Origin of the sequence: Nocardioides ginsengisoli (genome assembly GCF_039537225.1) — a bacterium.
Classification (GTDB): domain Bacteria; phylum Actinomycetota; class Actinomycetes; order Propionibacteriales; family Nocardioidaceae; genus Nocardioides; species Nocardioides ginsengisoli.
The window spans coordinates 255809-279932 of the sequence record NZ_BAABAC010000005.1 but is presented as its reverse complement, the minus strand read 5'-3'; the positions used below and the strand labels follow the sequence as shown (position 1 = coordinate 279932).

At 66.5% G+C, this 24124-nt stretch carries 19 protein-coding genes and 1 pseudogene; 3 read left to right on the top strand and 17 right to left on the bottom strand.

The window, feature by feature from the left end; translation table 11 throughout:
• Positions 1-77 precede the first annotated feature (77 nt).
• From AB4880_RS02980 to AB4880_RS02950, 7 genes are read right to left on the bottom strand one after another with little or no spacing between them, the layout of a single operon-like run.
• The gene (locus tag AB4880_RS02980) at positions 78-944 is read right to left on the bottom strand and encodes a bifunctional methylenetetrahydrofolate dehydrogenase/methenyltetrahydrofolate cyclohydrolase (RefSeq protein ID WP_367917708.1); all 867 of its coding nucleotides are present in this window, start codon (positions 942-944) and stop codon (positions 78-80) included.
• On the bottom strand, positions 941-1786 hold the full coding sequence (gene purU, locus AB4880_RS02975) for a formyltetrahydrofolate deformylase (RefSeq protein WP_367917707.1): 846 nt from the start codon (positions 1784-1786) through the stop codon (positions 941-943). Before purU ends, AB4880_RS02980 begins: the two co-directional genes overlap by 4 nt.
• Before the next feature lie 11 nt (positions 1787-1797).
• Complete coding sequence (locus AB4880_RS02970) at positions 1798-2916, bottom strand: aminomethyl transferase family protein (protein ID WP_367917706.1); 1119 nt, start codon at positions 2914-2916, stop codon at positions 1798-1800.
• A gap of 23 nt (positions 2917-2939) precedes the next feature.
• The gene (locus tag AB4880_RS02965) at positions 2940-4130 is read right to left on the bottom strand and encodes a cytochrome P450 (RefSeq protein WP_367917705.1); all 1191 of its coding nucleotides are present in this window, start codon (positions 4128-4130) and stop codon (positions 2940-2942) included.
• A gap of 9 nt (positions 4131-4139) precedes the next feature.
• Positions 4140-4589: a flavodoxin domain-containing protein gene (locus AB4880_RS02960; protein WP_367917704.1), complete on the bottom strand. Its 450-nt coding sequence runs from the start codon at positions 4587-4589 to the stop codon at positions 4140-4142.
• The gene (locus AB4880_RS02955) at positions 4586-5830 is read right to left on the bottom strand and encodes an FAD-dependent oxidoreductase (RefSeq protein ID WP_179725082.1); all 1245 of its coding nucleotides are present in this window, start codon (positions 5828-5830) and stop codon (positions 4586-4588) included. The genes AB4880_RS02960 and AB4880_RS02955 overlap by 4 nt, the downstream gene beginning before the upstream one ends.
• Position 5831: 1 nt before the next feature.
• Complete coding sequence (locus AB4880_RS02950; RefSeq protein WP_367917703.1) at positions 5832-7289, bottom strand: APC family permease; 1458 nt, start codon at positions 7287-7289, stop codon at positions 5832-5834.
• Between the two features lie 171 nt (positions 7290-7460).
• Here AB4880_RS02950 and AB4880_RS02945 point away from each other — a divergent pair, with 171 nt between their 5' ends.
• A complete protein-coding gene (locus AB4880_RS02945; protein ID WP_367917702.1) occupies positions 7461-8072 on the top strand; it encodes a TetR/AcrR family transcriptional regulator in 612 nt (203 codons plus the stop codon).
• 365 nt (positions 8073-8437) lie between these two features.
• Here AB4880_RS02945 and AB4880_RS02940 read toward each other — a convergent pair whose 3' ends face one another.
• From AB4880_RS02940 to AB4880_RS02920, 5 genes are all read right to left on the bottom strand, one after another.
• Entirely contained in the window at positions 8438-9124 is a 687-nt protein-coding gene (locus tag AB4880_RS02940; RefSeq protein WP_367917701.1) for an AMP-binding protein, read from the bottom strand.
• Between the two features lie 107 nt (positions 9125-9231).
• Positions 9232-10344 carry an S-(hydroxymethyl)mycothiol dehydrogenase gene (locus AB4880_RS02935; protein WP_367917700.1) on the bottom strand — a complete coding sequence of 371 codons (1113 nt, stop codon included), beginning with the start codon at positions 10342-10344 and terminating at the stop codon, positions 9232-9234.
• Positions 10345-10444: 100 nt separating this feature from the next.
• Entirely contained in the window at positions 10445-11902 is a 1458-nt protein-coding gene (locus AB4880_RS02930) for a benzaldehyde dehydrogenase (RefSeq protein ID WP_367917699.1), read from the bottom strand.
• Between the two features lie 148 nt (positions 11903-12050).
• A complete protein-coding gene (locus AB4880_RS02925) occupies positions 12051-13409 on the bottom strand; it encodes an aminotransferase family protein (RefSeq protein ID WP_367917698.1) in 1359 nt (452 codons plus the stop codon).
• A 237-nt stretch (positions 13410-13646) separates the two neighbouring features.
• The gene (locus AB4880_RS02920; RefSeq protein WP_367917697.1) at positions 13647-15269 is read right to left on the bottom strand and encodes an amidohydrolase; all 1623 of its coding nucleotides are present in this window, start codon (positions 15267-15269) and stop codon (positions 13647-13649) included.
• A 348-nt stretch (positions 15270-15617) separates the two neighbouring features.
• Between AB4880_RS02920 and AB4880_RS02915 the strand changes: the two genes are divergently transcribed.
• Positions 15618-16565 (top strand): LysR family transcriptional regulator, encoded by a 948-nt coding sequence (locus AB4880_RS02915; protein ID WP_367917696.1) that lies wholly within the window; start codon positions 15618-15620, stop codon positions 16563-16565.
• A gap of 302 nt (positions 16566-16867) precedes the next feature.
• Here the strand turns inward: AB4880_RS02915 and pdxS are convergent.
• The 5 genes and pseudogenes from pdxS to AB4880_RS02890 all read right to left on the bottom strand — a co-directional run.
• A pseudogene (gene pdxS, locus AB4880_RS02910) lies at positions 16868-17551 on the bottom strand (pyridoxal 5'-phosphate synthase lyase subunit PdxS); the annotation flags it as partial.
• 139 nt (positions 17552-17690) lie between these two features.
• On the bottom strand, positions 17691-18869 hold the full coding sequence (locus AB4880_RS02905) for a cytochrome P450 (protein WP_367917695.1): 1179 nt from the start codon (positions 18867-18869) through the stop codon (positions 17691-17693).
• A gap of 16 nt (positions 18870-18885) precedes the next feature.
• Entirely contained in the window at positions 18886-20109 is a 1224-nt protein-coding gene (locus AB4880_RS02900; protein WP_367917694.1) for an NAD(P)/FAD-dependent oxidoreductase, read from the bottom strand.
• A gap of 11 nt (positions 20110-20120) precedes the next feature.
• Positions 20121-20441, bottom strand: coding sequence for a 2Fe-2S iron-sulfur cluster-binding protein (locus AB4880_RS02895; RefSeq protein WP_367917693.1), 321 nt, complete (start codon positions 20439-20441; stop codon positions 20121-20123).
• A 109-nt stretch (positions 20442-20550) separates the two neighbouring features.
• Positions 20551-22035 (bottom strand): APC family permease, encoded by a 1485-nt coding sequence (locus AB4880_RS02890; RefSeq protein WP_367917692.1) that lies wholly within the window; start codon positions 22033-22035, stop codon positions 20551-20553.
• A gap of 504 nt (positions 22036-22539) precedes the next feature.
• Here AB4880_RS02890 and AB4880_RS02885 point away from each other — a divergent pair.
• A complete protein-coding gene (locus tag AB4880_RS02885; protein ID WP_367917691.1) occupies positions 22540-23991 on the top strand; it encodes an aspartate aminotransferase family protein in 1452 nt (483 codons plus the stop codon).
• Positions 23992-24124: the final 133 nt, after the last annotated feature.

Below are 24124 nucleotides of genomic sequence, written 5' to 3'. Positions count from 1 at the left end.
ACTCGCAATCGTCCTGGGCCGTGTCGAGCGCCCCCTGATCCGCCTCACTGCTGTTCACGAGCACCGCAGGGCCGTGGTCACCGTCGACCGGGCAAGGAGAGATTCTCCGCGGCCTCCACGACGTTGCTCAGGAGCATGGCCCGCGTCATCGGTCCGACTCCGCCCGGGTTCGGGGAGACCCAGCCGGCGACGTGGTGGACGTCGGGGGCGACGTCGCCCGCGATCTTGCCGTCGGCGGTGCGTGAGACACCGACGTCGAGGACGATGGCGCCGGCCTTGACCATGTCGGCGGTGATGATGCCGGCCACCCCCGCTGCCGCCACCAGGATGTCGGCGGCACCGGTGTGCGCGGCGAGGTCGCGGGTCCCGGTGTGGCACAGGGTCACCGTGGCGTTCTCCGTACGCCGCGTCAGGAGCAGCCCGAGCGGTCGTCCGACGGTCACGCCGCGACCCACGACCACCACCTCGGCGCCGTCGAGGTCCAGGCCGTGGCGGCGCAGGAGCTCGATGATCCCGTTCGGGGTGCACGGCAAGGGAGCTCGTCGACCGAGCACGAGCCAGCCGAGGTTCGTGGGGTGCAGGCCGTCGGCGTCCTTCTCGGGGTCGATGAGCCCGAGGACGGCGTTCTCGTCGATGTGCGCCGGAAGCGGCAGCTGCACGATGTAGCCGGTGCACGACGGATCGGCGTTGAGCCGCCGGACCGCCTCCTCGACCGTCGCTTGGGAGACGTCGGCGGGTAGGTCGATCCTGATCGAGTCGATGCCGACCTCGGCACAGTCGCGGTGCTTGCCGGCGACGTACCAGGTCGAGCCGGGGTCCTCGCCCACCAGGATGGTGCCGAGCCCGGGGACGACGCCGTGCTCGCGGAGCTTCTCCACGCGGGCGGCGAGCTCGGCCTTGATCGCGGCAGCAGTCGCGACCCCGTCGAGGATGCGCGCGCTCACGCGAAGACCACCGTGCGCGCGCCGACCAGCAGCACACGGTCCTCGGCGTGGCGCCGCACGGCCCGCGACAGCACGGTGCGCTCGACGTCACGCCCCAGTGCGACCAGCTGGTCGGCGGTGTAGGCATGGCTGACCCGGTGGACGTCCTGCTCGATGATGGGTCCCTCGTCGAGGTCGGCGGTGACGTAGTGGCCGGTCGCACCGATCAGCTTCACCCCGCGGGCGTGGGCCTGGTGGTAGGGCTTGGCTCCCTTGAAGCCCGGCAGGAACGAGTGGTGGATGTTGATGACGCGTCCGGACAGCCTGCCGCACAGGTCGTCGGAGAGCACCTGCATGTAGCGGGCCAGGACGACGAAGTCGATCCGGTGCCGCTCCACGAGAGCGAGGAGATCGGCCTCCGCCTGGGCCTTGGTCTCCTTCGTCACCGGCACGTGGACGAACTCGATGCCTGCCTGCTCCGCGATCGGCGCGAGGTCGGGGTGGTTGGAGACGATGACAGGGATGTCGACCTGCAGCTCTCCGGTCCGGTGGCGGTAGAGCAGGTCGACGAGGCAGTGGTCGAACTTGGAGACCATCACCAGCATGCGGCGGCGATGGTCCGCGTCACGCAGGCCGATGATCGGGTCGAAGCCCGCCAGCGCGTCGACGAGCGTGCGGCGTACGGCCTCGGCACTGCTCTCGGGCGAGTCGAACTCGGCGCGCAGGCAGAAGGTCCCGGTGTCGGGGTCGGTGTACTGCTGGCTGTCGACGATGTTGCCCTTGACCTCGACCACACCGTCCGCGAAGGCGCGGACGATGCCGGGTTGGTCGGGGCAGCGCAGGGTGAGCACGTAGCGGTTCATGGGGTCTCTTCTCAGCTCCGGACGCGGATGCGCTCGGGGTCGTGGACGGGTGTGCGGACGACGACGGCCTTGTCTGCGTCGCCCTCGAGCCGGAGCTCGGTGCCGATCTTCGCGGCATGGGCGGCGATGCGGGCCATCGCGAGCGTCGCTCCGCCGAGGGCCGGCGAGGGCACCGCCATCGTGACGAAGCCGACGTCCGAACCGTCGTGGAACAGTCGTGCTCCGTCGGCGGCATCGGGGTCGCAGTCGAGGGTCACCGAGACCACTCGGGTCCGGACGTCGTCCTTGTGGGCCAGCAGCGCAGCGCGTCCCTGGAAGTCGGCCTTCTCGAGGTCGACGGCCCAGCCCATCCGGCACTCGAACGGGGTGCTGGTCTCGTCGTACTCGAGCTCTCCCATGATCATCCCCGCCTCGACGCGGACCTGCATGAGCGCGGCGGCCGCGGCCGCCTGGACCCCGAGGTCCTGCCCGGCCTCGAGGACCGCGTCCCACAGCTCGAGGGCTCGCTCCACCGGGACCATCACCTCGTACCCGAGCTCGGCGGTGAAGCCCATGCGGTTGACGTGTGCGGGGATGCCGGCGATCTCCGTCGCCGGGTCGAAGGTGTAGTAGGGGAAGGCCTCGTTGGACATGTCACGGTCGGTCAGGCGCTGGAGGAGTGCCCGGCTGTTCGGCCCCTGGACGGACAGCACGGCCAGGGTGTCGCGGATCTCGGTGACGTGCATGTCGCGCCCGGCGCCGGCGGCTTCGAGCGCCTCGCCCGTGGCCGGGTTGCCGCCGATGATGCGAACGTGTCCGTCGCCGAGCACGGCCGCAGTGACGTCGTCGAGCATGTAGCCCTCCGGCGAGACCACGACGCCGTAGGCGATGCGTCGCGGGCCGAGGTCGCGCAGGTTGCGCGAGAACACCGCGTCGGCGACGGCGAGCGCGTCGGCTCCCGTGAGGTCCCACTTGTAGAGCATGGAGAACTCCAGCAGGGCGACGCGGTTGCGGATGGCGTCGTACTCCGTCTCCGGGTCGGTGTACCAGAGCGGTACGGCGAACCCGTACACGTCGATCGATTCGCCCGTGGTTGCGGGGAAGCGCGGCGAGAAGGGGGTCGAGCGCAGCGCGTCGGTCTGGATGGTCACGAGGCGTCTCCTCGGTCGGGCGGTCAGCGGACCGCGATGGGAAGTGCGGTGATCGAGCGGATGAAGTCGGAGTGGTCGTGGACCACGGGCCCTGCGAGCTCGAGAGTGGTGAACCGCTCGGCCAGTGCGGTGAAGACCACGTGGGCCTCGGCGCGGGCGAGCACCTGTCCGGCGCAGCCGTGGATGCCGCCGCCGAAGGCGAGGTGCTTGCTGAGGTCGACGTCGCGGTCGAGCCGGAAGGTGTCGGGCTCGTCGAAGACGAGCGGGTCGCGGTTCCCGGCGCCGATGAACAGGACCAGGATCTCGCCGGCGGGGATGTCGACTCCGCCGACGGTGATCGGTTGGGTGGTGGTGCGGACGACGAACTGCTCGGGGGTGTCGAGACGCAGGGTCTCGTTGACGATCACCTCGCGCTGGTCGGGCCGTTCACGGTAGGTGTCGAGGATCTCGGGATGCTCCGCCATCAGCTTGATGCCGTGCGCGATGAGGTAGGTGATGTCGAGGTGCCCCACCGCGAACAGCAGGGTCGTCGAGGCGATCACCTCGTCGTGCGACATCGTCCCCTCGTCCTCGAATCCGAGGAAGGCGTCCAGGAGCCCGTCACCGGGCCGGCGCCGCTTGTCGGCGATCAGGTCCTCGATGTGGCCGACGAACCAGTCGAACGCTGCAGCGGTGCCCGCCGCCTCCGCCTCGGTCGGGGCGAGGCCGAGGCTCTTGCCGATGTCGTAGGTCGCCTGCCGCACCTTGGTCCCGTCGGTGTCGGGAACTCCGAGCAGGTGGCTGATGGTGGCGAAGGTGACGGGGAAGGCCAGGTCGTGGACCGCGTCGAAGCTCGCCCGGTCCGCAACGATCCGGTCGAGCCGGGCGTCGACCTCGGTCCGGGTGATGTCGGTCCAGGTCCTCACCGCCTTGGGGGTGAACCATCGGCTGTGGGTACGGCGCACGCGGGTGTGCTTCGGGGCGTCGGCGCCCAGCATGCTGTCGTGCAGCGGACCGGCGGGACCGTAGTCGAGCTCGGCGACCCCCAGCGTCCGGTCGTAGAGCAGGTTGCGGAGCGCGTCGTAGGAGGTGATCGCCCAGAACCCGTCAGGATGGCGGTGGACCGGGTGCTGCGCGCGCAGGGCCGCGTAGAACGGATAGGGATCCCTCCGGTACTCCGCGCTCAGATAGGGCAGCGGATCGGTGGCGGACTGCAGTGTCGTCAGTGTCGTCATCGCTGCGCCTCAAGCCGCCGCGGTGGCGGCATCGGCGAGGACCGCTTCCGCCCACGCCACCGCCGAGGTGACCAGGTCGTCGCTGCTCGACGCGTCGTGGCGGCCGAAGTCACCGAAGCGCTCGGCGCCGAGGGCGTCGAGACACTCGGCCAGCTGGTTGCCACCGAGGCTGTAGGACTCTGCGTAGCTGCTGTCACCCAGTCCGAAGGCCGCGTAGCGCACGCCGGTCAGGTCGGGCTGCTGCGCGTGAAGGGCGTCCACGAACGGCTGGGCCGAAGCCGGCAGCTCGCCGTCGCCGTAGGTGGAGCAGAGCACCAGGTACACGGTGGTCGGGTCCAGGTCGTCGGGGCCGATGTCCTGGAGGTCGACGGCCCGCGCGTCGCCGAGTGCCGCGACGATCTCCTCGGCCGCCATCTCGGCGTTGCCTGACTCGGTCCCGTACAAGACGTCGATGGTCATGCTGGTTCTCCTTCGAGGTGGTTGAGGTGGGGGCGGGCCAGCTGGAGCAGCGCCCGACGGTCGGTGACCTTGTTGCGCGTGCGGCCGTGGCCGGCAGTGGACCGTTCGTGGTGGTCGATGGCGTGCCAGCCGGCCAGATCCGTGGCGGGCACGCCGGCGAAGCATCGCTGCGGATCGGATCGGACCGACGACGTGCGCCGTGCGTCCAGGTCGTCCAGGACGGCGGCTGCGACGAGGCGTGCGTCCGCGCGGGCGTCGGGAATGGTGCCGCGGGGCCCGCGGTGCGCCCATCCCACGCAGTAGAGGCCGGATCCGACCCGCCCCTCCTCGGCCCGCATGTCGTCCGGGACGAGTGCGGCCGGTCCGGTGAACCCGATGGCCGAGACGACCAGGTCGGTGACGACGGAGCGCTCGGTCCGGGTCGTGTCGGCGAAGACGACCTCCTCCACCCGGCCATTGCCTGCGATCCGCACCGGGGTCCAGCCGAACCTGAACCGGACCGTCACCCGGTCCCCGCGCCGCTGGCCGTCCCGGAGGTGGCGAAGGGCGTGCGCCTGCGGGCTCGCGTCACCGCTCGTGAGGCCCTCGACGTCGAACGTCGCGCCGCTGATGTGGGCCAGCTCCTTGACCATGGCCGGGTCGAACCTGGCGTCCGCCACCGCTCCTCGTCCGACGACGACGACCTCCTCCACCCGGGCGGCGGCCAGTGCCGACGCCACCTCGCCCGGGAGGTCGCTGCCCTCGAAGTCGCTCTGTTCCTTCGCGAGCAGGCGTACGACGTCGATCGCGACGTTGCCGTTGCCGATCACCACCACTCGCCGGCCGAGGCACGGCGGTGCGTGGGTCGCGTCGGGATGTCCGTTGGCCCACCGGGTCAGCCGGCCTGACGCGACCACACCGGGCAGGTCCTCCCCCGCGATGCCGAGTCGTCGGTCGCGGTCGAGGCCGGTGGCGATGACGACCGCGTCGAAGCTCGAGCGCAGGGCCTCGAGGCTGACGTCGGTGCCGACCTCCACGTTGCCGACGAAGCTCACGTCCGGGTGCGCGAGGACGCGGTCGAACTGCCGGGTGACGGCCTTGGTGCCCTGGTGGTCGGCCGCAACGCCGTACCGCACGAGCCCGAACGGGACGGGGAGTCGCTCCACGAGCGTGATCCCGACTCCGGGACGGGCCTTGAGGAGGGCCTGGGCGGTGTAGCAGCCGGCGGGGCCGCTCCCGACGACGGCGACCTGGACGCTCATCTCAGGCCGCCGTCTCGACCGCGACCTCGACGGCGCCGGACCGTGCCCGGCGCTTGAAGGCCGTCGAGACCAGCCAGCCGAGGAGCGTCACCGCCGGCACCGACCACAGCAGGACCTCGCACGTGGTCTGGCTGCCGCCGGTGAGGGTCTGGAAGTTCTTCACGATGATGAACAGCTCCCCGAGCATCAGCACCACGGAGACAGCCGGCGCCACCGTGGTGCTCCACGCGTTGGAGTGCACGCGGTGGGACCGGAAATACCGGATGATCGAGATGGAGACGAGCACGTACAGGACGACCAGCGCTGCGACGGCCTGGCCGCTGAGCCATCCGAACAGCGTCGCGACGGGGTTCTTGTCCCCGATCATGAACCACGCCATCACCAGGACGACGGTGATCGACTGGACAGCGGCCGCGACCGCGGGAGCCTGGTGCCGGTTGGTACGGCACAGGCGACGGGGCAGCTCGTCGTGCTCGGCCATGGCGTGCAGGTACCGGTTCACGATGTTGTGGAACGCCAGCAGGCCGGCGAGCAGCGAGGTGCACAGCAGCACGGACGTCAGGTCCGCCGCCCAGCCGCCGAGCACGCTGCTGACCGGACCGAGCACGAAGTTGCCCGGGTCGGTGGCGAGGGTGTCGAGCGCGGCCCCCTGCGCGGCGCCTGCGCCGTAGTAGGAGATGAGCACCCACATGATGAAGGCGAAGAAGACGGCGATGAGGCTCACCGAGAGGTAGGTCGCCCGCGGGACCGTGCGCTGGGGCTCCCGGGCCTCGCCGGCGTAGATCGCCGTGGACTCGAACCCGAACATCGACGCGATCGCGAACAGCACCGCGATTCCCGGCGCTCCCGCGGTGACGGCGTGCGGGCCGAAGCTGGCGGTGAGGTCGAAGCCGTGCGGAGCACTCCCCTGGGCGATGACGCCGATGGCGAATGCCAGGAGGATGGCGACCTCGGCGCTCACCAGCACGGCCATCACCCGTGCCCCGACCTCGATGTTGCGGCGGCCGAAGGCGTAGACCAGGGCCACGGTTGCCAGCACGACCACCCACCACGCCACGTCGACGTGCAGGTACCGGGCGATCAGGCCGCTGGCCGTCGCTCCGAACAGGCCGTACATCGCGGCCTGGATCGTGTTGTAGGTGATGAGCGCCAGCCACGACCCGACGCGGGCCACGCTCACGCCGAGGCCGGCGCGGATGAGTGCGTAGAAGCCGCCGACGCTGTCGACGTACCGAGTGATCGTGGTGAAGCCGACCGCGAAGAGGATGATGACGAGGCCCACGACGAGGTACGCACCGGGTGCGCCGGCGCCGTTGCCGAGGGCGACCGCCAGCGCGGCGGCCCCGACGATGCCGGTCAGGGGTGCTTGGGCCGAGAGGACGAAGAAGAGGATCCCGACCACGCCGACGGCGTCCTTGCGCAACGCAGTGGTGGGCCCGGTGGGTTCGGCGACAGACATGTGCACCCCGCAGAAGTTGGTTGCGTGACTTAAACTATCCAAGTGGAAAGTTCTTGGGACAAGTAACCCGGATCACATCAAACTTGTCAAGTGGCTAGTTCTGCGACGGCGCGCGGCGAACGTCTCTCCCCGCGCGGTTCGGTAGGTTGACGGTGATCAGCGAGGAGCAGCATGAGCAACGAGTCATCCCGGGCCGTGCAGTACGGCGGAGGTCGCGAGGCGCTCCTGGAGGCGACGATCCGGGTGGTCGCGCGAGCGGGACTGCGCAAGGTGACGAACCGGGCCGTGGCCGAGGAGGCGGGCGTCACGCACGGCTTGGTGAGCCACCACTTCGGGAACCGCGACAACCTCATCGCCGAGGCGTTGAAGTACGTCCTCGAGCGAAGCCTGGACCGATCGACGCTCGAGTCCGGCACCGGCTCGGTCGACGACTTCGCGCGGACCCTGGTCGAGATGGCGACCAGCGATGCAGACGGTCAGGCCTTCCAGTACGAGCTGATCCTGGAGAGCCGGCGGCGTCCTGAGCTGCGCCCGCTGGTGGCCAGCCTCTACGACACCTACCGAGACGCCACTCGGCGAGAGCTGGAACGCATCGGACTGGCCGACCTCCCCGGCCTGGACCACGCGGTGTTCGCCGCGCTCGACGGGCTGGTCTTCCAGGAGCTGGCCGACCCGGACCCTGCGCGCATGCAGTCGGCACTCGATGCCCTGCACGACCTCCTCCGCGCGGCGACGGCCTCGCGCGCGACGCGTGCCGACGGGGCGCGCGTCACCGCGATGTAAGCGAGACACCGACGGGAGCGAACGTACGCGAGCCCCGGAGAGGACACCTGTGCGTGGCTGGTGCTCATGCACCTCAGGTGCGCGGGACGACGGCCCAAACGCCTGTATCGGCCCCGGCGGCGTCCAGTACGGCGAGTGCTGGTCCCCATCTCCTGGTCCGCGCGTTCAACCGGCAGGGGGCGGTTGAACGTCACCAGCAACACCGGGCCCTCGACGCTCTTGCAGGACGAAGTCGTCTCCGCGCTCGGATCGCCCCCGCGGGCCGCGGTCGCTGTGGTCGTCACATCCCGTTCAGCGCCGGCGCCCCTCGGATGGAAGTGGAGCCACAACGTCGACCGTCGACTCGTTCAGTGGGTCCTCGGACTTCAGCGCCGCTTTGTGCACCTTCCCGTTCGCGGTGCAAGGCATCTCGTCCCTGAACTCGGAGTCTCGCCCGACCTCAGCACGATGATGGCCTTCACCTCTTCACCGCGGCTCCCGTCGGGCACCGGAATCACGCCGACGGCCTCGTTTTGGGGCATCTGCAGAAGCTGGTGCTCGATTTCCGCGGCTGCGATGTTCTCGCCGCTGCGACGGATCATGTCCTTGAGGCGGCCCCCGTAGTAGTGCGCTCCTTCCTCGTCCTTGCGTACAAGATCACCGGTGCGGAACCATCCTCCTGGCAGGAAGAGTTCGGCGTTGACGTCGTCGCGGTCGTGATAGGCCAGCATCATGCCTTCGCCGCGGATGCAGAGTTCACCCGCGACTCCCGCTGGCACCTCCTCGAGGTGCTCGTCCACGATCTTGGACTCCCTCGTGGGGAAGCAGAATCCCATCGATCCCTTCTCAGCCAGGTCGCGCCGGTCCCAAGGCACGAAGGTCCCGTTGCCCACCTCTGTGCTGGCGTAGAGGTCGCGCGCCACGATCCCGAACTTCTCCTCCAGCGCATCGATCCCCTCAGGGGGTACACCCGCCACAGGTGCGCGCCGAAGCATCAGTTGCCCGTCATTCTCGGCCGGCGGCAGGTCCACCATCTCGTCGTCGATCCAGGCCATGTCGATCTGGGGATCCACACCCCTTCTCCTCGCCTCGTCGAGATCAGCACCTCACGCCTCTCCCCTCGCTCCCCGTCCTGGTGGCTGACGGCGGTCAACACGCGCAGATAGGGCCGATCCAGCCGTCAGAAGACCACCACGGACCGAAGCACGTCCCCATCGTGCATCCGGACGAATGCGGATTCGACGTCGCCCAGTTCGATTTCCTCGGTGACGAAGGCGTCGAGGTCCAGGCGGCCTTGCTGGTAGAGGTCCACGAGCAACGGGAAATCACGAGACGGCAGGCAGTCTCCGTACCAGCTTGCCTTCAGCGCTCCTCCCCGCCCGAACACGTCGAGCAGGGGAAGGTCGGGGACCTTCATCTCAGGCGTCGGCACTCCGACAAGCACGGCGGTCCCAGCGAGGTCTCGGGAGTAGAATGCTTGCTTCCAGGTCTCCGGTCTGCCAACGGCGTCGATCACGATGTCGGCCCCTTCCGCGTCCTCGAAGGTCTCACCGCAGATCCGGCGGATCTCCAGCGTCGGATCCGCATGGGACGAGTTGACAACATGGGTTGCGCCAACCAGCCGAGCCTTCTCGAGCTTCCTGGCGTCTATGTCGACTGCGATGATGGGGCTCGCTCCGGCAAGGGCGGCTCCGGCGATGGCAGCTGCTCCGACGCCACCGCACCCGATGACAGCGACCGAACGACCGCGGGTAGCTCCGCCGGTGTTGATCGCAGCACCGATGCCGGCCATCACACCGCATCCGAGAAGTCCCACGGCAGCGGGTCGGGCGGTCGAGTCGACCCTTGTGCACTGGCCTGCTGCGACGAGGGTCTTCTCCGCGAAGGCGCCAATCCCGAGAGCGGGCGTGAGCTCCGTGCCGGCGTCGGGCCCCTCAGCGATGGTCATGCGCTGCTTGGCGTTGTGGGTCGCGAAGCAATACTGCGCCTCTCCGCGCCTGCATGCGCGACAGTATCCACAGACAGCGCGCCAGTTGAGCACGACGAAGTCACCGATGCGCACGTTCGTGACATCGTCACCAATCAGCTCGACAACGCCTGCAGCCTCGTGCCCGAGCAGGAATGGGAACTGGTCGTTGATCCCGCCCTCCCGGTAGTGGACGTCTGTATGACACACCCCGCAGGACAAGACCCTGACGACTACTTCACCGACACCGGGATCCGGAACATTGATGGTCACTATCTCGACCGGCGTCGCCTTCTCGCGAGCGATGACGGCCTTCACCTGCTGCATGACGTTCTCTCTCCATTGGGCATTTTGATCGACGGGTGGCGGCCGACGCTGCCCCGGGGATCCCCGGGGGATCCCCGGTCTCGGAGTCGCCCGCGACGGCCTAGAAGGGGTAGGGCGCGATCCCGTGACGGACGGTCAGCCACTGTGACTCGGTGAAGGCCTCGATGTTGGCTTCGGCTCCCCCGAAGCGAGAGCCGGTGCCGGACGATGCCACGCCGCCGAATGGCGCGTTCGCTTCGTCGCCAACCGTCTGCTCATTGATGTGGACGATTCCGCTTGGAACCGCATCGGCCACCTGCATCGCAGTACCCACGTCGCCAAGGATTCCGAGGGAGAGCCCGTACTCGGATGCCCCAGCCAGCTCGATCGCTTCTTCGATCGTGCGGAACGGAACCACTGGAGCGACTGGTCCGAAGATCTCCTCGGCGTAGGCGGGCATGCTCGTCGTCACGTCCGCGAGCACGGTGGGACGGTAGAAGAGGTCATCGTAGGTTCCGCCGGCTGCCAGCCGCGCGCCCGCATCTACGGTTCGCTGCACCAGGCCGTGGATTCGGTTGCGCTGACCTGAATCGATGATCGGCCCCAAGGCCACCGGCTCCAGCGCCGGGTTGCCGACCGGCAGATGCGAGGCCTTCTCGGCGAGAGCTTCGACATAGTCATCGTGGAGGGCCTCATGAACGAGGTGTCGACCGGTGGTCATGCAGATCTGCCCTTGATGCATGAACGAGCCGAATGCACCCGCGCTTGCCGCGAGGGCAAGGTCCGCTCCCGGCAACACGATCAGGGCGTTGTTCCCACCCAGTTCAAGGTGCGCGCGCTTGAGGTGTTGTGACGCGGTTGCTCCCACAATTCTGCCGGCGTTGGTCGAGCCGGTGAACGAGATGATCCGGACCTCGGGCGCCGTCACGACCGCTTCGCCCACGCCAGAACCGCCCGGGAGCAATGACAGTACGCCGGGAGGAAGTCCCGCCTCCTCGAAGACCCGCGCAAGGACGACGCCGCCGCTGACAGCTGTCCGCGGATCCGGCTTCAGCAGCACTGAGTTTCCGAGAGCCAATGCCGGCGCGACGCTACGGATCGACAGGATGAGGGGGAAGTTGAACGGGGCGATGACCGACACGACGCCAGCAGGACGTCGACGTGACATCGACCAGTGCGGTTGATCCGAAGGCAGCACCTGACCCATCGGATGGTTGGGGAGAGCGGCGGCCGCATAGCACTCTTCACTCGCGATATGGGTCTCCAGAGCGGCCTTCGGGGGGATGGACCCCGCCTCGCGAACGACCCAGCGCTGAATCTCCTCACCGTGTTCGGCAAAGAGGTCACCGGCCCGCCGCATGATGGCAGCGCGCTCACTCGGCGGCGTCGCGGCCCAGGCCTTCTGCGCGTCGGCAGCGCGAGCCGAGGCTCGAAGCACATCCTCGGGCAGGGCGAGACCGATCTTGCCGAGCACCTCACCCGTCGCGGGTTCGATGACGGCCTGCTCGCCTCCGGACCCTGGGGTCCAGGAGTCAAGGAAGATTCGACCTTCCCAGGTTTCGGACGTCAACAGGGACATTAACAATCTCCAGACATGTAGGGGTGGAACGAATGCGGTCAGGTGGCAGTGCCGCGGGAAGGTCCGTCGGCCGGCGTTGGTCGGATGTCCACAGGCGCCCTCGCCCGCCCGGGCCGACGCTCGAGCCACGACAGGCTCACCGCGGATTTCATGCGAGGCCGCCATCGGACCGTGCCCGACGCAGAACACTGGCGACCGCCGTCACGGCGGTCGCGGCCTGCTCTTGAGTCATCACAAGAGGCGGTGACAACACGAGGTTGGTGGGGCTGCTGACACGCACGATGACACCTGTCTCTTCTCGGATGACGTCCGCAATCGAGCCGTTTGGTTGGGGCAGTGCCTGACGCGTCAAGCTGTCCGTGACAAGCTCGAACGCGAGGCCCATCCCTGCGTGGCGGACCTCGCCGACGATGTCCAGCTCGCTCGCGAGCGGAGCAGCCAGTTGATACATGAAGTCGCCGGTGCGACGGGCTGCCGCGAGGAGGCCGTCGTGTTCGATGATCTCGAGGTTCTTCAGTGCGATCGCGCACGCTACGGGGTGGCCGGAGTACGTGTAGCCCACCGGATAGCCGTCACCGAATCCGCGCACGGCGTTCCCAATGCGATCGGACACCAGAACCGCGCCCAACGGGATGTAGCCGCTGGTGAGGCCCTTGGCGGTCACGATGATGTCAGGCTCCATGCCGACGTCAGGTGACGCGAACCAGGATCCCGTTCGACCGAACGCGGTCACGACCTCGTCCGCGATGAGCAGGATGCCGTGCCGTCGCAGGACTTGCTGGACTCGCGGCCAGTAGTCGGCCGGCGGGACGACCATGCCGCCGACGCCCATGATGGGTTCGCCGATCATCGCGGCAATGTTGTCCGGGCCGATCTCCCGTATCCGGTCCTCAAGCTCATTGACAAGAAAGTCCGTCGGGTCCTGTCCTACGAAGAGGGAGCTCCGGTACGGGTGCGGCGGCGTCAGGTGTGTGACGTGGGGAAGATGTGGTCCCTGCCCTTCGGCGAGATCGTCGTATCCCGTCGCCGTGCCCCCGCCGTACGCCAGGCCGTGGTAAGCCGTTCGCCGCGACAGGATCCATGTCCGCTTCGGCTCGCCCTTGACGTAGTGGAAGAAGCGCGCAGTCTTGATCGCGGCGTCGTTGCCTTCGGATCCGCCGGAGGTGAAGAAGACCTGCTCGATCTGCGGGGGAGCCAAAGCAGCCAGGCGCTCCGCAAGCTGAATGGCCTGGTCGTTGCTGAAGTCCCAGAAGCAGGTGAAATACTCCAGCTTGCGCATCTGGGCGGCGGCGACTTCTGCCATCTCTTCACGGCCGTGTCCGATCTGAGCAAGCCAGAGCCCGCCGGTCGCATCCAGGTAGGACCGGCCATTCGAGTCGACAAGACGGCAGCCCTTGCCCTCGACCATGATGACCCGGTCGGTGATCGACGCCGGCAGGTGTGGGTGAAGGAGCCGCCGAACATCCGAGTCGAACAAGTACTCGACAGGCGCCGTGCTTGTCTTCATCGGTCTACGCCTTCCGTTCTCCGACTTTCACCCCAAGCCTCAAGCAACCGGCAAACGCACACAACGAACAGTCACAGATCGGGTGTTCGCGGAACGCGATGAAACTGCGATTGGGTAAGGCAGCGGGCGCCTGAAGGATCTGCATCGATACACAATCGTCAGGTCACACCTGAGTCGCAGCCGGTTGCGCGTCGCCGGGAGCGCCGCATGGGAGGGCTGGCCCCGCGCTACGTCACGTCAAGCTGTGTGGAGGAGTACTCCGTCGACCCAGGTCTTCTCGACAACCATCCTGCCGACTTCCTGGCCAGATGAGGTCAACGGATCACGATCGACCATCACCAGGTTCGCACGTTTGCCGACCTCGATGCTGCCTTCTTCAGCGGCCCGTCCGGATGCATGCGCAGCGTTGATCGTGTACCCGCGCAAGGCCTCTGCGGCAGCGATCGCTTCTTCAGGCTGCACAAGGCTGCCGTCGTGGGCGAGCCGAGTGATGGCGATACCCATGATCTCGGCTGGCGAGTAGGTACCGCAGGGGTGGTCTGAAGCGAGGCTGACGCGAACTCCGGCGTCGATCATGCTGCGCGCCGGAAGAACCTTCAGGTGATGCTGATTCACCCCGCGCCAGATCGAGAAGTCGTCGCCGACGTGGTAGGCCAGACCGGGATTGATCACCAGATCGACACCGAGTGAGGCCATCCGCTCACCCTGTCGCGGCTCCGCGACGAAGGCGTGCTCCAGGCGGAGGACTGAGTCGCGGCGGCTTGCCCGACGGACGGTCTCGTAAGCGTCCAGCACCGAGTCCACGGCACAGTTGCCCATCGCGTGAATCGCGGTGCCGATGCCTAGCTCGCTGGCTCTCACCGCCAAGGCATTTACCTCCTCCTTGGTGTAGAAGGCCGAGCCGACATGTCGCGTGCAACCGTCATGGATCTGGTCGATCGCGGCCCCGTCGGGATAGGCGCGGTCGACGTAGATCTTCATGGTGCCGCCGCGGACACGGTCACTGCACGGTTCCTTGATGCGGTCGACGAGATCAGTACGCCTGAGGTCGTGCATGGCGAAGAAGTAGTCACCTGCGTGGAGCTGTTGGACTGTGAACGGCATCGCGTCGGCGGCATCGGCGCGGCGATAGAGCTCGGCTGTCTTGGCCGTCACCATGGCGTCGCCGACACCGGTGATCCCGACGGAAAGGTACTGGTTCATCTTCGCCTGCAGCAGGCCGATTGAACGGTCCCAATCTCGTTCGGCGTAGTCATTCCAGGATGCGGCCTGGACCAGGTTGAGTCCGGCCTCCAGCAGTGTTCCTGTCGGTTCGCCGCGTCCGTCCTTCTCAATGAGGCCGCCCCAGGGCTGGGGAGTGTGCGGCCCGATCCGTACCAGTTGAAGGGCCTTGCTGTTGGCATAGCCCGCATGGCAGCTGACGTCGATGAGGAAGAAGGGGTTGCGTGGCGCAACCTCGTCGAGCTCCCAACGGGTCGGGGCACGTTGCTCACGGACAGCTGGGCCATGGAATCCCATGCCGATCACCCACTGGCCCGCAGGGACCCGCTGGCAGTGTGCGTCGATCCGCGCCAGGACTTCGTCAAGAGTGGCCAGAGGCGGGGTCCAACAGTCCACCGCATCCGGCTCGAATGCGGCCACACTCAGGTGGTTGTGTGCGTCGATGAAGCCCGGCAACACGGTGCGTCCGCCGGCATCGATGAAGTCGGCGTCCGCGGTTGCGACGGATCGGATCTGGTCGTCGGTTCCGACGAGTGCGATCCGTCCCTGACGCATGAGCAGTGCGGTCGCGACCGTGTCCGTATGGTCGAAAGTTCGTACCGTTGCGTTGACGATTGCAACATCTCGGTGCTGTGCCACTGTGCAATCTCCTGGCCTCGTTCGAGGTAGTTCTTCGGCCGCTTGGCACGCGGTTGGCGTCGTCGTCCCGCGATGAGGCAGGCTGGGCGATCGACGGTGCGCGTGGCGTGCGTCTAGGTTCTGAAAGCGGTCCTCATCGGACAACAGCGGTTCCGAGATGGGTCGATCTCAGAACAAGATCCCGCTCTCCGGCGCCCCGAGAACCTGATGGCTTTCACCCACTCGCCAGGCAACCTCGTCGGTCATAAGTCCACAGCTGGGGGGGTTAGACTTCGGGTGAACGACGTCGCGACTCGGCCCGCCCCGCGAGGTCGAACGGGTCCGACTCAGAGCCGGAGGCGAGACGAGATGGACGTTCGTCAACTCGAGTACATGGTCACCTTGGCAGACACCCTCCACTTCGGGCGTGCCGCCGAGCGAATGCACATCGCGCAGTCCGCGTTCAGTACCCACATCGCCCGGTTGGAACGCCAGATCGGCGCAGTCCTGTTCGACAGGACTGCCAATCGCGTATCTCTCACCCCGGCGGGGGAGGCGTTCCTCCCCCGGGCTAAGGCCATCCTTGCGGACATCAGCGAGGCAAGTGCCGAAGCGAGAGTCCGGCACACAGCGAGTAACAATCACCTGACCATCGGTCTCTTCTGCGACTCCGCCGGCGAGCTGACCCCGCTCATGGTCGAGACTTTTCGACGGGCCATGCCAGATGTGCAGCTGTCCTTTGCCGAGTTGTCCATGGTCAACCAACTCGACGCCGTTGGTAGTGGGGATGTCGATGTCGCGTTCGTGCGGAGCCCGCTCGTTGACGTCCGCCTCGACTTTCACGGTCTGTTCGCTGAGCCCCGGTATGTCGGCATGGGCATTCACCACGAGCTGGCCGAGAGATCCGAACTTCGTGTCGTCGACCTCGCAGACCAGGCATTCGCGGTTGCGGCGCCAGAGGCGCCGGCTCAGTGGCGGGCATACTGGTCATGCGACGATCTACGCGGTGAGCCCGGCCGCGTCGCGGCATTCGTGACCAACGTGCCGGAGAGTCTCAACGCCATTGCCTATGCGGGCGCCATTGACACATTTCCCGGTTCGGCCACGCGCTTCCTTCAGTTTCCGGGAATCATCTACAGGCCGTTGGCTGACGGCACCTACTCCGGCGTGACACTCGCGACACGTGCAGCCGATCACCGACCGCAGGTGACCGCTTTCCGCTCAGTTGCGATGCACCTCGCCGAGACGTCACTGTCAGTGGTCCCCGATGCCGTCCCGTTTGATCACGATGCCCACATGGCAGCGACAGATGCCTGACGGCACCCGGAGGCGGCCTGTCCAGCGGTTCGCACTCGCGAGCCCTGCAGCCTCGCCGCGGGTGCGTGAGGCTCAGGCTAAGCCGACGTCGAGTCGATCGAGCGGACAACTCGAACTCAAAGGCTTCGGAACCCGTCCGCGAACCGCGACGGCCTGGGGCCGCTCTCGCCCTCAGCCGGGGCATCGTCATCGTCGCGTTTCCGACTCGTGCGGCAAACGGGCTCGCCACATCATGCAACGACCTGCCGCCCGCCGCGTCCAACGATCTTGACCGACGGCTTTCGTCAACGTCGGACGGAGTGCTACCAGCCGCGCTCAGCCAGGCGGTGGGGCTGGGGGATCTCCTCGACGTTGATGCCGACCATGGCCTCACCCAGACCACGCGAGACCTTCGCGACCACGTCGGGGTCGTCGTGGAAGGTGGTCGCCTTCACGATCGCCTCGGCCCGCTGGGCCGGGTTTCCCGACTTGAAGATGCCCGAGCCCACGAACACGCCCTCAGCACCGAGCTGCATCATCATCGCCGCGTCCGCCGGGATCGCGATGCCGCCCGCGGTGAACAGCACGACCGGCAGCTTGCCGGTGCGCGCGACCTCGACCACCAGGTCGTACGGCGCCTGCAGCTCCTTCGCCGCCACGTACAGCTCGTCGTCGGCCAGCGAGCCCAGCCGACGGATCTCGGCCCGGATGGTGCGCATGTGGGTGACCGCGTTGGACACGTCGCCGGTGCCGGCCTCACCCTTCGAGCGGATCATCGCCGCACCCTCGGTGATCCGGCGCAGCGCCTCACCCAGGTTCGTCGCACCACACACGAACGGAACCGTGAAGGCCCACTTGTCGATGTGGTTGGCGTAGTCGGCCGGGGTCAGCACCTCGGACTCGTCGATATAGTCGACACCCAGGGACTGCAGCACCTGCGCCTCGGCGAAGTGCCCGATCCGGGCCTTGGCCATCACCGGGATCGAGACCGCGGCGATGATGCCGTCGCAACACCGACCCGCATGGGACCCTTTTCGGGATCGAAACAAGCCGACCTGAGGTCGGCTGTGTGGTTGGCAGTTCGCGGCCAGGACCTATTCGGGTGCGGCAGCCAGGCCCTCTCACGGCAGTTGAGGGGGGGTGTGATCATGCGTCCCAGAGGACGGAGAGAGACTTCACTCCACGCATCAAGAAGCCGGATGTCTTGGCCTCGCGATCAGGGTTCAGACGCAGGTTCGGCAAGCGCCGCGGCAGCTCCTCCAGCAGGATGTGCTCCATCTGGCGACCGAGAGCGTTCCCGGCACACATGTGGACCCCGAATCCGAAGGAGCAGTGTGCTTGCATCGGGCGATGCAGATCGTACCTCGATGGGTTCTCCCAGCGAGATTCGTCGTAGTTGGCCGAGGCGATGAGCAGGCACAGTTCAGTGTTCTTGGGCAACACCACGCCGCCGATCTCGACTTCACGGAGAGTCACTCGTTCGGTTGACGAGAACGGCGGAAGCCAACGCAGGCCTTCGTGGACCGCAGCCTGCACCAACTTCCCGTCGCTCGCCACCAAGTCGGCGTACTGGTCGGGGTTGGAGAGCAGTCCATAGAGGATCGATGCCGCTGCGTGCCCTGGCTCCTGGAAGCCACCCGCGATGATGATGCGGATCGAGCCTGCGAGCTCCTCGTAGGTCTTCGGCGCCGCACCGTCTGGGACGGCGTGCACCATGGTCGACAGCAAGGTGCCATCCGGCTTCTTCGTGACCTCGGCGACGAGCTCCTCGAGTGCACTGTCGAGCTCATCCAGCGTGGCGGTCAGTTCGGACGAAACCTCGACGTTCCCGATGGATCCCTGGTTGAGCCAGTCGGCGATCGCGAGGAACCAACGCTGCCGAGTCTCATCATCGATCCCGTGGAGGCCGAGCACATCCCCGACGATTCGGGCGCTGATGAGCTCGAAGAACTCGCTGGTGAGCTCGGCTTCGCCACGCGGGGCCAGCTGATCGAGATAGCTGGCGACGAGAGGGCGAGCGTGCTGGTGCGCGTACTCATGGATGGGTCGTTGGCGTAGGAGGGGATCGATCCCCTTGCGAATCCACCGGTGCTGCTCTCCGGACGCACTGAGCACGGAAGGTCCAACGCCTGCGACGGTCCACTGGGACGGCCCGAAGTTCTCCGCATCGGTCCCCACGCGCATGTTGTCGTCCCAGCGGGCGATGAACCACTGATCGGTGCCCGGGTAGTAGGCGACTGGCGCCTCTTTGCGGAGCCGCTCAAAAATGGGGTAGGGATCTTCGTCCATGACGGACGCGGGGACGTCCTCAAGGAAGGTGGTCATGTCTGCTCCTCTGTGATCAGGCGACGAGCGCGCGCAGCTCAGGAACGGTTCCCGCTGCTTCTGGAGTGATGGAGGTGCCGCGGGCGAGGGCGATGCGGCACGCGGCGAAGTCAGCGGACGAGTTGACTGCATCGGCAGCGATCAGTTCCCGTTCACGGAAGTAGAGAACGGAGAACTTCTCCTCACGGAGACTTCCGCGCACGACCAGCTGATCCCAGCCTCTTGAGATTCCGACGGTCTGCAACTTCAGGTCGCCCTGGTTCGACCAGAACCGGGGCACCGAAGGGGGGCCTATGTCGGCCCCGAGAATGGTGGCCGCCGCGACCCGCGCCTGGTCGACCGCGTTCTGAACCGACTCGAGCCGGACAGGCGACTCGTCGGGACGTACAGGGTGAGGCTGGACCGTACAGTCGCCAGCGGCGAAGACTCCTTGGCAATCGGTGCGGGCAAGGCTGTCGACGACGATTCCATTCTGGCAATGCACGCCGGCGCGACTCGCGATCTCCGTTTGTGGCTCTGCCCCGATTCCGACCAGCACCAGGTCCGCGTCAAGCCGAGACTGATCTCCGAGCACCACTCCCGTGACCGCGCCTCGAAGTCCCTCAATCCTGGAGATCTCGGCGCCGAGGACGATGTTGATGCCCCGCCGGGCGTGTGCATCGCGGTAGAAGTCGGAGACGACGGGCGCGACCACACGCCCGAGAAGACGGTCGCCCGCTTCGACGACGTGCGTGCGCCTGCCGATTGCCGCAGCGACCGCTGCAGTCTCGAGGCCGATGAAGCCACCGCCGACGACAACGACGTTCCGCGCACGCTCGAGCGCCGTCCGCAGAGCCGTTGCGTCGGTCAAGTCACGCAGGTACAACACGCCGGCAAGATCCGATCCTGGAACGGTGAGGCGGCGTGGTTTTGCACCCGTTGCGAAGACCAGATCGGTGAAGTCGAGCTCATGACCTGAGGCGGTGGATGCTCTGCCGCCAGGCGAGATGCTGTCGAGTTCGACCGCGGTCACTTCGGTCCCTGTCAGGACGGCGATGTCGTTCTGCTCGTAGAAGGCAGGGGGGCGGAGCGCTAGGCCATCGGCATGCACCCCGCCGGTCAAGAACTGCTTCGACAGAGGAGGACGCTGGTAGGGCAGGTGTCCTTCGGCGCCGGCGACGGTGATCGGAAGAGTGGCGTCCCCCTTGCGTAGCATCGTCGCCACCTCGACTGCCGCCTGCCCCGCACCGACGATCAGCACGGACCTTTTGCTCACCACTGCTCCTCTGGGATCTCGACAACCAAGCCGTCGAGTTCCGCCGCCAGGACGACCTGGCACGCAAGCCGGCTCGTAGGACGCCTCTCGGCGATGACACCGTCCAAGACGTCGTCCTCGCGCTCATCCAGTTCCGGGAGGAGATTCGCGAATGTCGGATCGACCCAGACGTGGCAGGTCCCGCAGGTTGCAGTGCCACCACACTCCGCAACGATCTCCGAAATTCCGTTGGCAGTCGCAGCGGCCATCAAGGTCTGTCCGGGATCCACCTCGATGCTGTGAGCAATGCTGTCGCTGGTCTCGAGGGTGACCTTCATCTGATTCGTCCTCCTTGGATCTGTGCGCGCTGCGCCGTTTCGGGCAGGCCGTACGTAGTCATGCCGAGTGCACTCAGGCAGACACTCAGCAGAGGTGACGCTTTGCCACCTACTCGTTCACCTTCGGTGGGACCGCTCCGGAGATGACGGCCTGGCTCTCGTGCGCGACACCGGCAGGAAAGGAATTCGCGAAAGAGCGTGCACTTCCCCTGGTCAGGTACGCCCAGACAAGGCCGATCACTCCGGCGACAGCGATCGCCCACGGAAGGTGCTTGGGGAAGCCGGCAGTGGCCCCGGTGAGAATCGCCCAGTTGTCGATTGCGAGGTACGCCGCGGTGAAGAGGCCGACACCGCCGAGGGCGGGCGCGACACCTGTCGTCCAGATCCGGAACCGGTCGCGACGCTTCCGCAGGAAGAACACGACGACCGCGACGGCCGTGACGGCCTGGAGCAGCACTACGCCTAGGGTGCCGACGCCAACGAGCCACGAGTAGAGCTGGGCGAAGGGATCGGCGTTCGCGACCATGAAGCCCGCGAGCACCGCGATCGTGACAACGCTTCCGACGAGGCTGGAGCGATGCGGCGACTGGGATCGCGGATGGGTGTGGCTCAAGAACGTGGGCAGCACACCGGACCGCGCAAGGGCGAACATGTAGCGCGACAACGTGTTATGAAACGCAAGGACGACAGCGAAGGTGCTCGTCACGAGCAGAAGGTTCATCACGTCGGTCGAAAAGTGATTCACGAACCGGTCGTTGACCGCAAACACGAGGCCCGCCGGGTCGTTGATTGCCGCATTGCGAACCGAGTCGTCACCGTAGGCCAAGGCGATGGCCCACGTGGAGATCGTGTAGAAGACTGCGATGAGTACCACCGCAAGGTAGGTCGCCCGTGGAACGGTGCGCTCCGGGTCTCGCGCTTCCTCGCCGTAGATCGCGGTCGCCTCGAATCCGACGAACGATGCAGCCGCGAACAGGACCGCGATGCCGACCCCAGAGGCGAAGGCATTGTCAGGAGCGAACGACTGGAAACTCAGTCCCTGGGCCCCGCCCTGAACAAACACCGCCACATCGAAAACCAGAAGGATCAGCACTTCGAAGACCATGAGGACGCCGAGGACCTTGGCGCTGAGGTTGATCTCGAGATACCCCAGGATCGCGACGGCTGCCCACACGATCACGGTCCACCATGTCCAATGGAGGTTGATGCCGAAAAGGTCGTCCGCCACGCTGCTTGTAAGGAATCCGAAGAATCCGTAAAGGCCGATGAGCATGCAGTTGTAGGCCAGCAGCGCGACTCCTGCGCCGACGAATCCGGCTGTACGGCCGAATGCGGCTTCAAGGTACGCAGCGAAGCCCGCGGAGCTTGTGACGTGGCGGCTCATCGCGGCGTAACCCACTGCGAACAAGACCAGGACGAGCCCGATGAGGAGGTACGCACTAGGCGCGCCAACGCCTACCGAGGCGAATGCGACCGGAGACGCGCCCAAGGTGGCGGCCAGAGGCGCCGCCGCGGCTACAACAAAGAAGACGATGCCGGTAACACCGACGGCGTTCCGTCGAAGTCCAGTGGTGGCTGTCTGTGGATCAGTCATGGCAACTCCGGAGTGAGCAGAAGGGGACGTCGACACAAACGGTCGATGACGATTGCCCCCGATGGCGTTCGCATCAGCATGTGCAACCTCCCGTCCGCCAGCAACGCTGAGATCGCGATGATTCGATCTTGATCAGCGATGGTGGAGCGAACGGCCGCCGGACACAGCACCTACTGAGAACTGGCCGCTGACGACCAAGTCGCCCAGTCCTCGCCATACGGCTCGCGATCCGGAAGCCAGGTTGACAACAGGCGATCACGACCACGATCCCATCAGCTCCCGTGCGCCCGCCGTCGCAGTCGACCGAGATCCCGTGGCAACCGCTCCCCTGGCGAAGCAGAACCGCCGCACGGTCCCGGTCATGCTCGGCCTCGGACTCGTGTTGCTCGCAGTCCCGGTCAGGCTGATCTGGGGCCAGAGCCTGACCTGCACGCCGTCGCAATCGGGCCCTGCGATCAGGTGATCGCAGTTCGTGCGTTGCAGTCAGACGAAGACGGAACAAGCATGAGGAGACCGCCCTTTGGCGCGCTCGTCGAAGGTATGGCGAGTGCCGCGCCAGCACGCTTCGCCTATGGCGGCATCATCGACGAAACCTCTGGAAGGGGCCCCATGGCCAGTCTGACCCTGAGCGCTTGCCTGGATCGATTCACGTCCAAGTTCGCCACCTCGGCTGCGCTGACCGATGAAGGAAGGAAGCTCATCCCTGGGGGCTACAGCCGCAACTCCTTCAACTTCGGGCCGCATGCCGTATTCGTCGACACCGGCTCCGGAGCCCATATCGATACGATCGATGGCCACCGCCTCCTCGACCTGAACAACAACTTCACGGTCAACGTCCTGGGCCACCAACACCCGTCGGTCACGTCCGCCCTTCAGGCCGCGATTCCTCAGGGAATCTCCTTCGGGAACCCCAGCACCGCGGAAGCCGAGCTAGCCCGAATACTGGTCGACCGAATCCCATCGGTTGAGAGGGTCCAGTTCTCCTGCTCAGCGACCGAATCGTGCATGAGCGCCATCAGGGTTGCCCGCGCATATACAGGCAAGTCGAAGGTGGCGAAGTTCGAAGGCGGGTATCACGGCTTCAGCGATCCGCTCCACATCTCTGCACACGCTTCACTGACCCCCGAGTACGGCCCATCAGAAAGCCCGACTGCTGTCCCAGAGAGTGGGGGCATTCCCATTGAAGACATCGGGAACATCATCGTGCTCACCCAGAATGACTGGGCGGCCTGCGAACACATCCTGCGCACCCACGCTGACGACCTCGCATGTCTCATCATGGAGCTCCAAAGCGGTGCCGGCGGGCTGGTTGTCCTCGAGCAGGAGTTCGTCGAGAGACTTCGGGACCTGACTTCCGAACTCGGAATCGTCCTGATCTTCGATGAAACCATCAGCCTGCGGGCCGGCTACCACGGCCTCCAGGGGGTCTATGGCGTCACTCCGGATCTCACGGTCATGGGCAAGATCATCGGCGGCGGGCTCCCTCTCGGTGCTCTCGGCGGGTCGGCCGACGTGATGAGCGTCCTCGAGAACGGCAGCGTGACGATCTCGGGGACCCACCACGGCCACAAGCTCTCGCTGATTGCCGGCGCCGCTTGCATGAGCGCCCTCAATGAAGCGGCGTTCGGCAAGCTGAACGGCCAGGCCACGCGGATCATGAACGAACTCAACGAATGGAGCGCATCTCGCGGCAGCTCCTTCGTGGTCTATGGCAAGGGCTTCTCGCACATGGCCTACGGGTACATGAAGGCGCCAGGACTCAGCGTGCGCACACACCGCGACTACGCACGCAACCTCGACGCCGAGAGGACGCAGATCTGCTCGCTCGAACTCGCCAACCGCGGCTTCTTCCCAGTGCACCGTGGCGAGTTCTCGCTCTCATTGCCGATGACGGACGACGACATCTCCAACTACATCGCAACCTTGAAGGGGATCGCCGCCGACATCGACTTCTGACACATCACGCGGGTCAGAACCTTCGCCACGTCTCGGGGAGTGCCCGAGACGTGGCGACGCAGACGCGAGGACTCGCGATAGTCAGGCGAGGACCTTGATCCCCTTCCGGACGGGTGTCCCGTCACCATCGCTC

What these genes read in the sequence shown, in the direction of transcription:
- purU (WP_367917707.1), bottom strand. Translation starts at nt 1,786, where the DNA reads ATGAACCGCTACGTGCTCACCCTGCGCTGCCCCGACCAACCCGGCATC.
- AB4880_RS02965 (WP_367917705.1), bottom strand. Translation starts at nt 4,130, where the DNA reads ATGACGACACTGACGACACTGCAGTCCGCCACCGATCCGCTGCCCTAT.
- AB4880_RS02960 (WP_367917704.1), bottom strand. Translation starts at nt 4,589, where the DNA reads ATGACCATCGACGTCTTGTACGGGACCGAGTCAGGCAACGCCGAGATG.
- AB4880_RS02955 (WP_179725082.1), bottom strand. Translation starts at nt 5,830, where the DNA reads ATGAGCGTCCAGGTCGCCGTCGTCGGGAGCGGCCCCGCCGGCTGCTAC.
- AB4880_RS02950 (WP_367917703.1), bottom strand. Translation starts at nt 7,289, where the DNA reads ATGTCTGTCGCCGAACCCACCGGGCCCACCACTGCGTTGCGCAAGGAC.
- AB4880_RS02945 (WP_367917702.1), top strand. Translation starts at nt 7,461, where the DNA reads ATGAGCAACGAGTCATCCCGGGCCGTGCAGTACGGCGGAGGTCGCGAG.
- AB4880_RS02935 (WP_367917700.1), bottom strand. Translation starts at nt 10,344, where the DNA reads ATGCAGCAGGTGAAGGCCGTCATCGCTCGCGAGAAGGCGACGCCGGTC.
- AB4880_RS02930 (WP_367917699.1), bottom strand. Translation starts at nt 11,902, where the DNA reads ATGTCCCTGTTGACGTCCGAAACCTGGGAAGGTCGAATCTTCCTTGAC.
- AB4880_RS02925 (WP_367917698.1), bottom strand. Translation starts at nt 13,409, where the DNA reads ATGAAGACAAGCACGGCGCCTGTCGAGTACTTGTTCGACTCGGATGTT.
- AB4880_RS02915 (WP_367917696.1), top strand. Translation starts at nt 15,618, where the DNA reads ATGGACGTTCGTCAACTCGAGTACATGGTCACCTTGGCAGACACCCTC.
- AB4880_RS02905 (WP_367917695.1), bottom strand. Translation starts at nt 18,869, where the DNA reads ATGACCACCTTCCTTGAGGACGTCCCCGCGTCCGTCATGGACGAAGAT.
- AB4880_RS02895 (WP_367917693.1), bottom strand. Translation starts at nt 20,441, where the DNA reads ATGAAGGTCACCCTCGAGACCAGCGACAGCATTGCTCACAGCATCGAG.
- AB4880_RS02890 (WP_367917692.1), bottom strand. Translation starts at nt 22,035, where the DNA reads ATGACTGATCCACAGACAGCCACCACTGGACTTCGACGGAACGCCGTC.
- AB4880_RS02885 (WP_367917691.1), top strand. Translation starts at nt 22,540, where the DNA reads ATGAGGAGACCGCCCTTTGGCGCGCTCGTCGAAGGTATGGCGAGTGCC.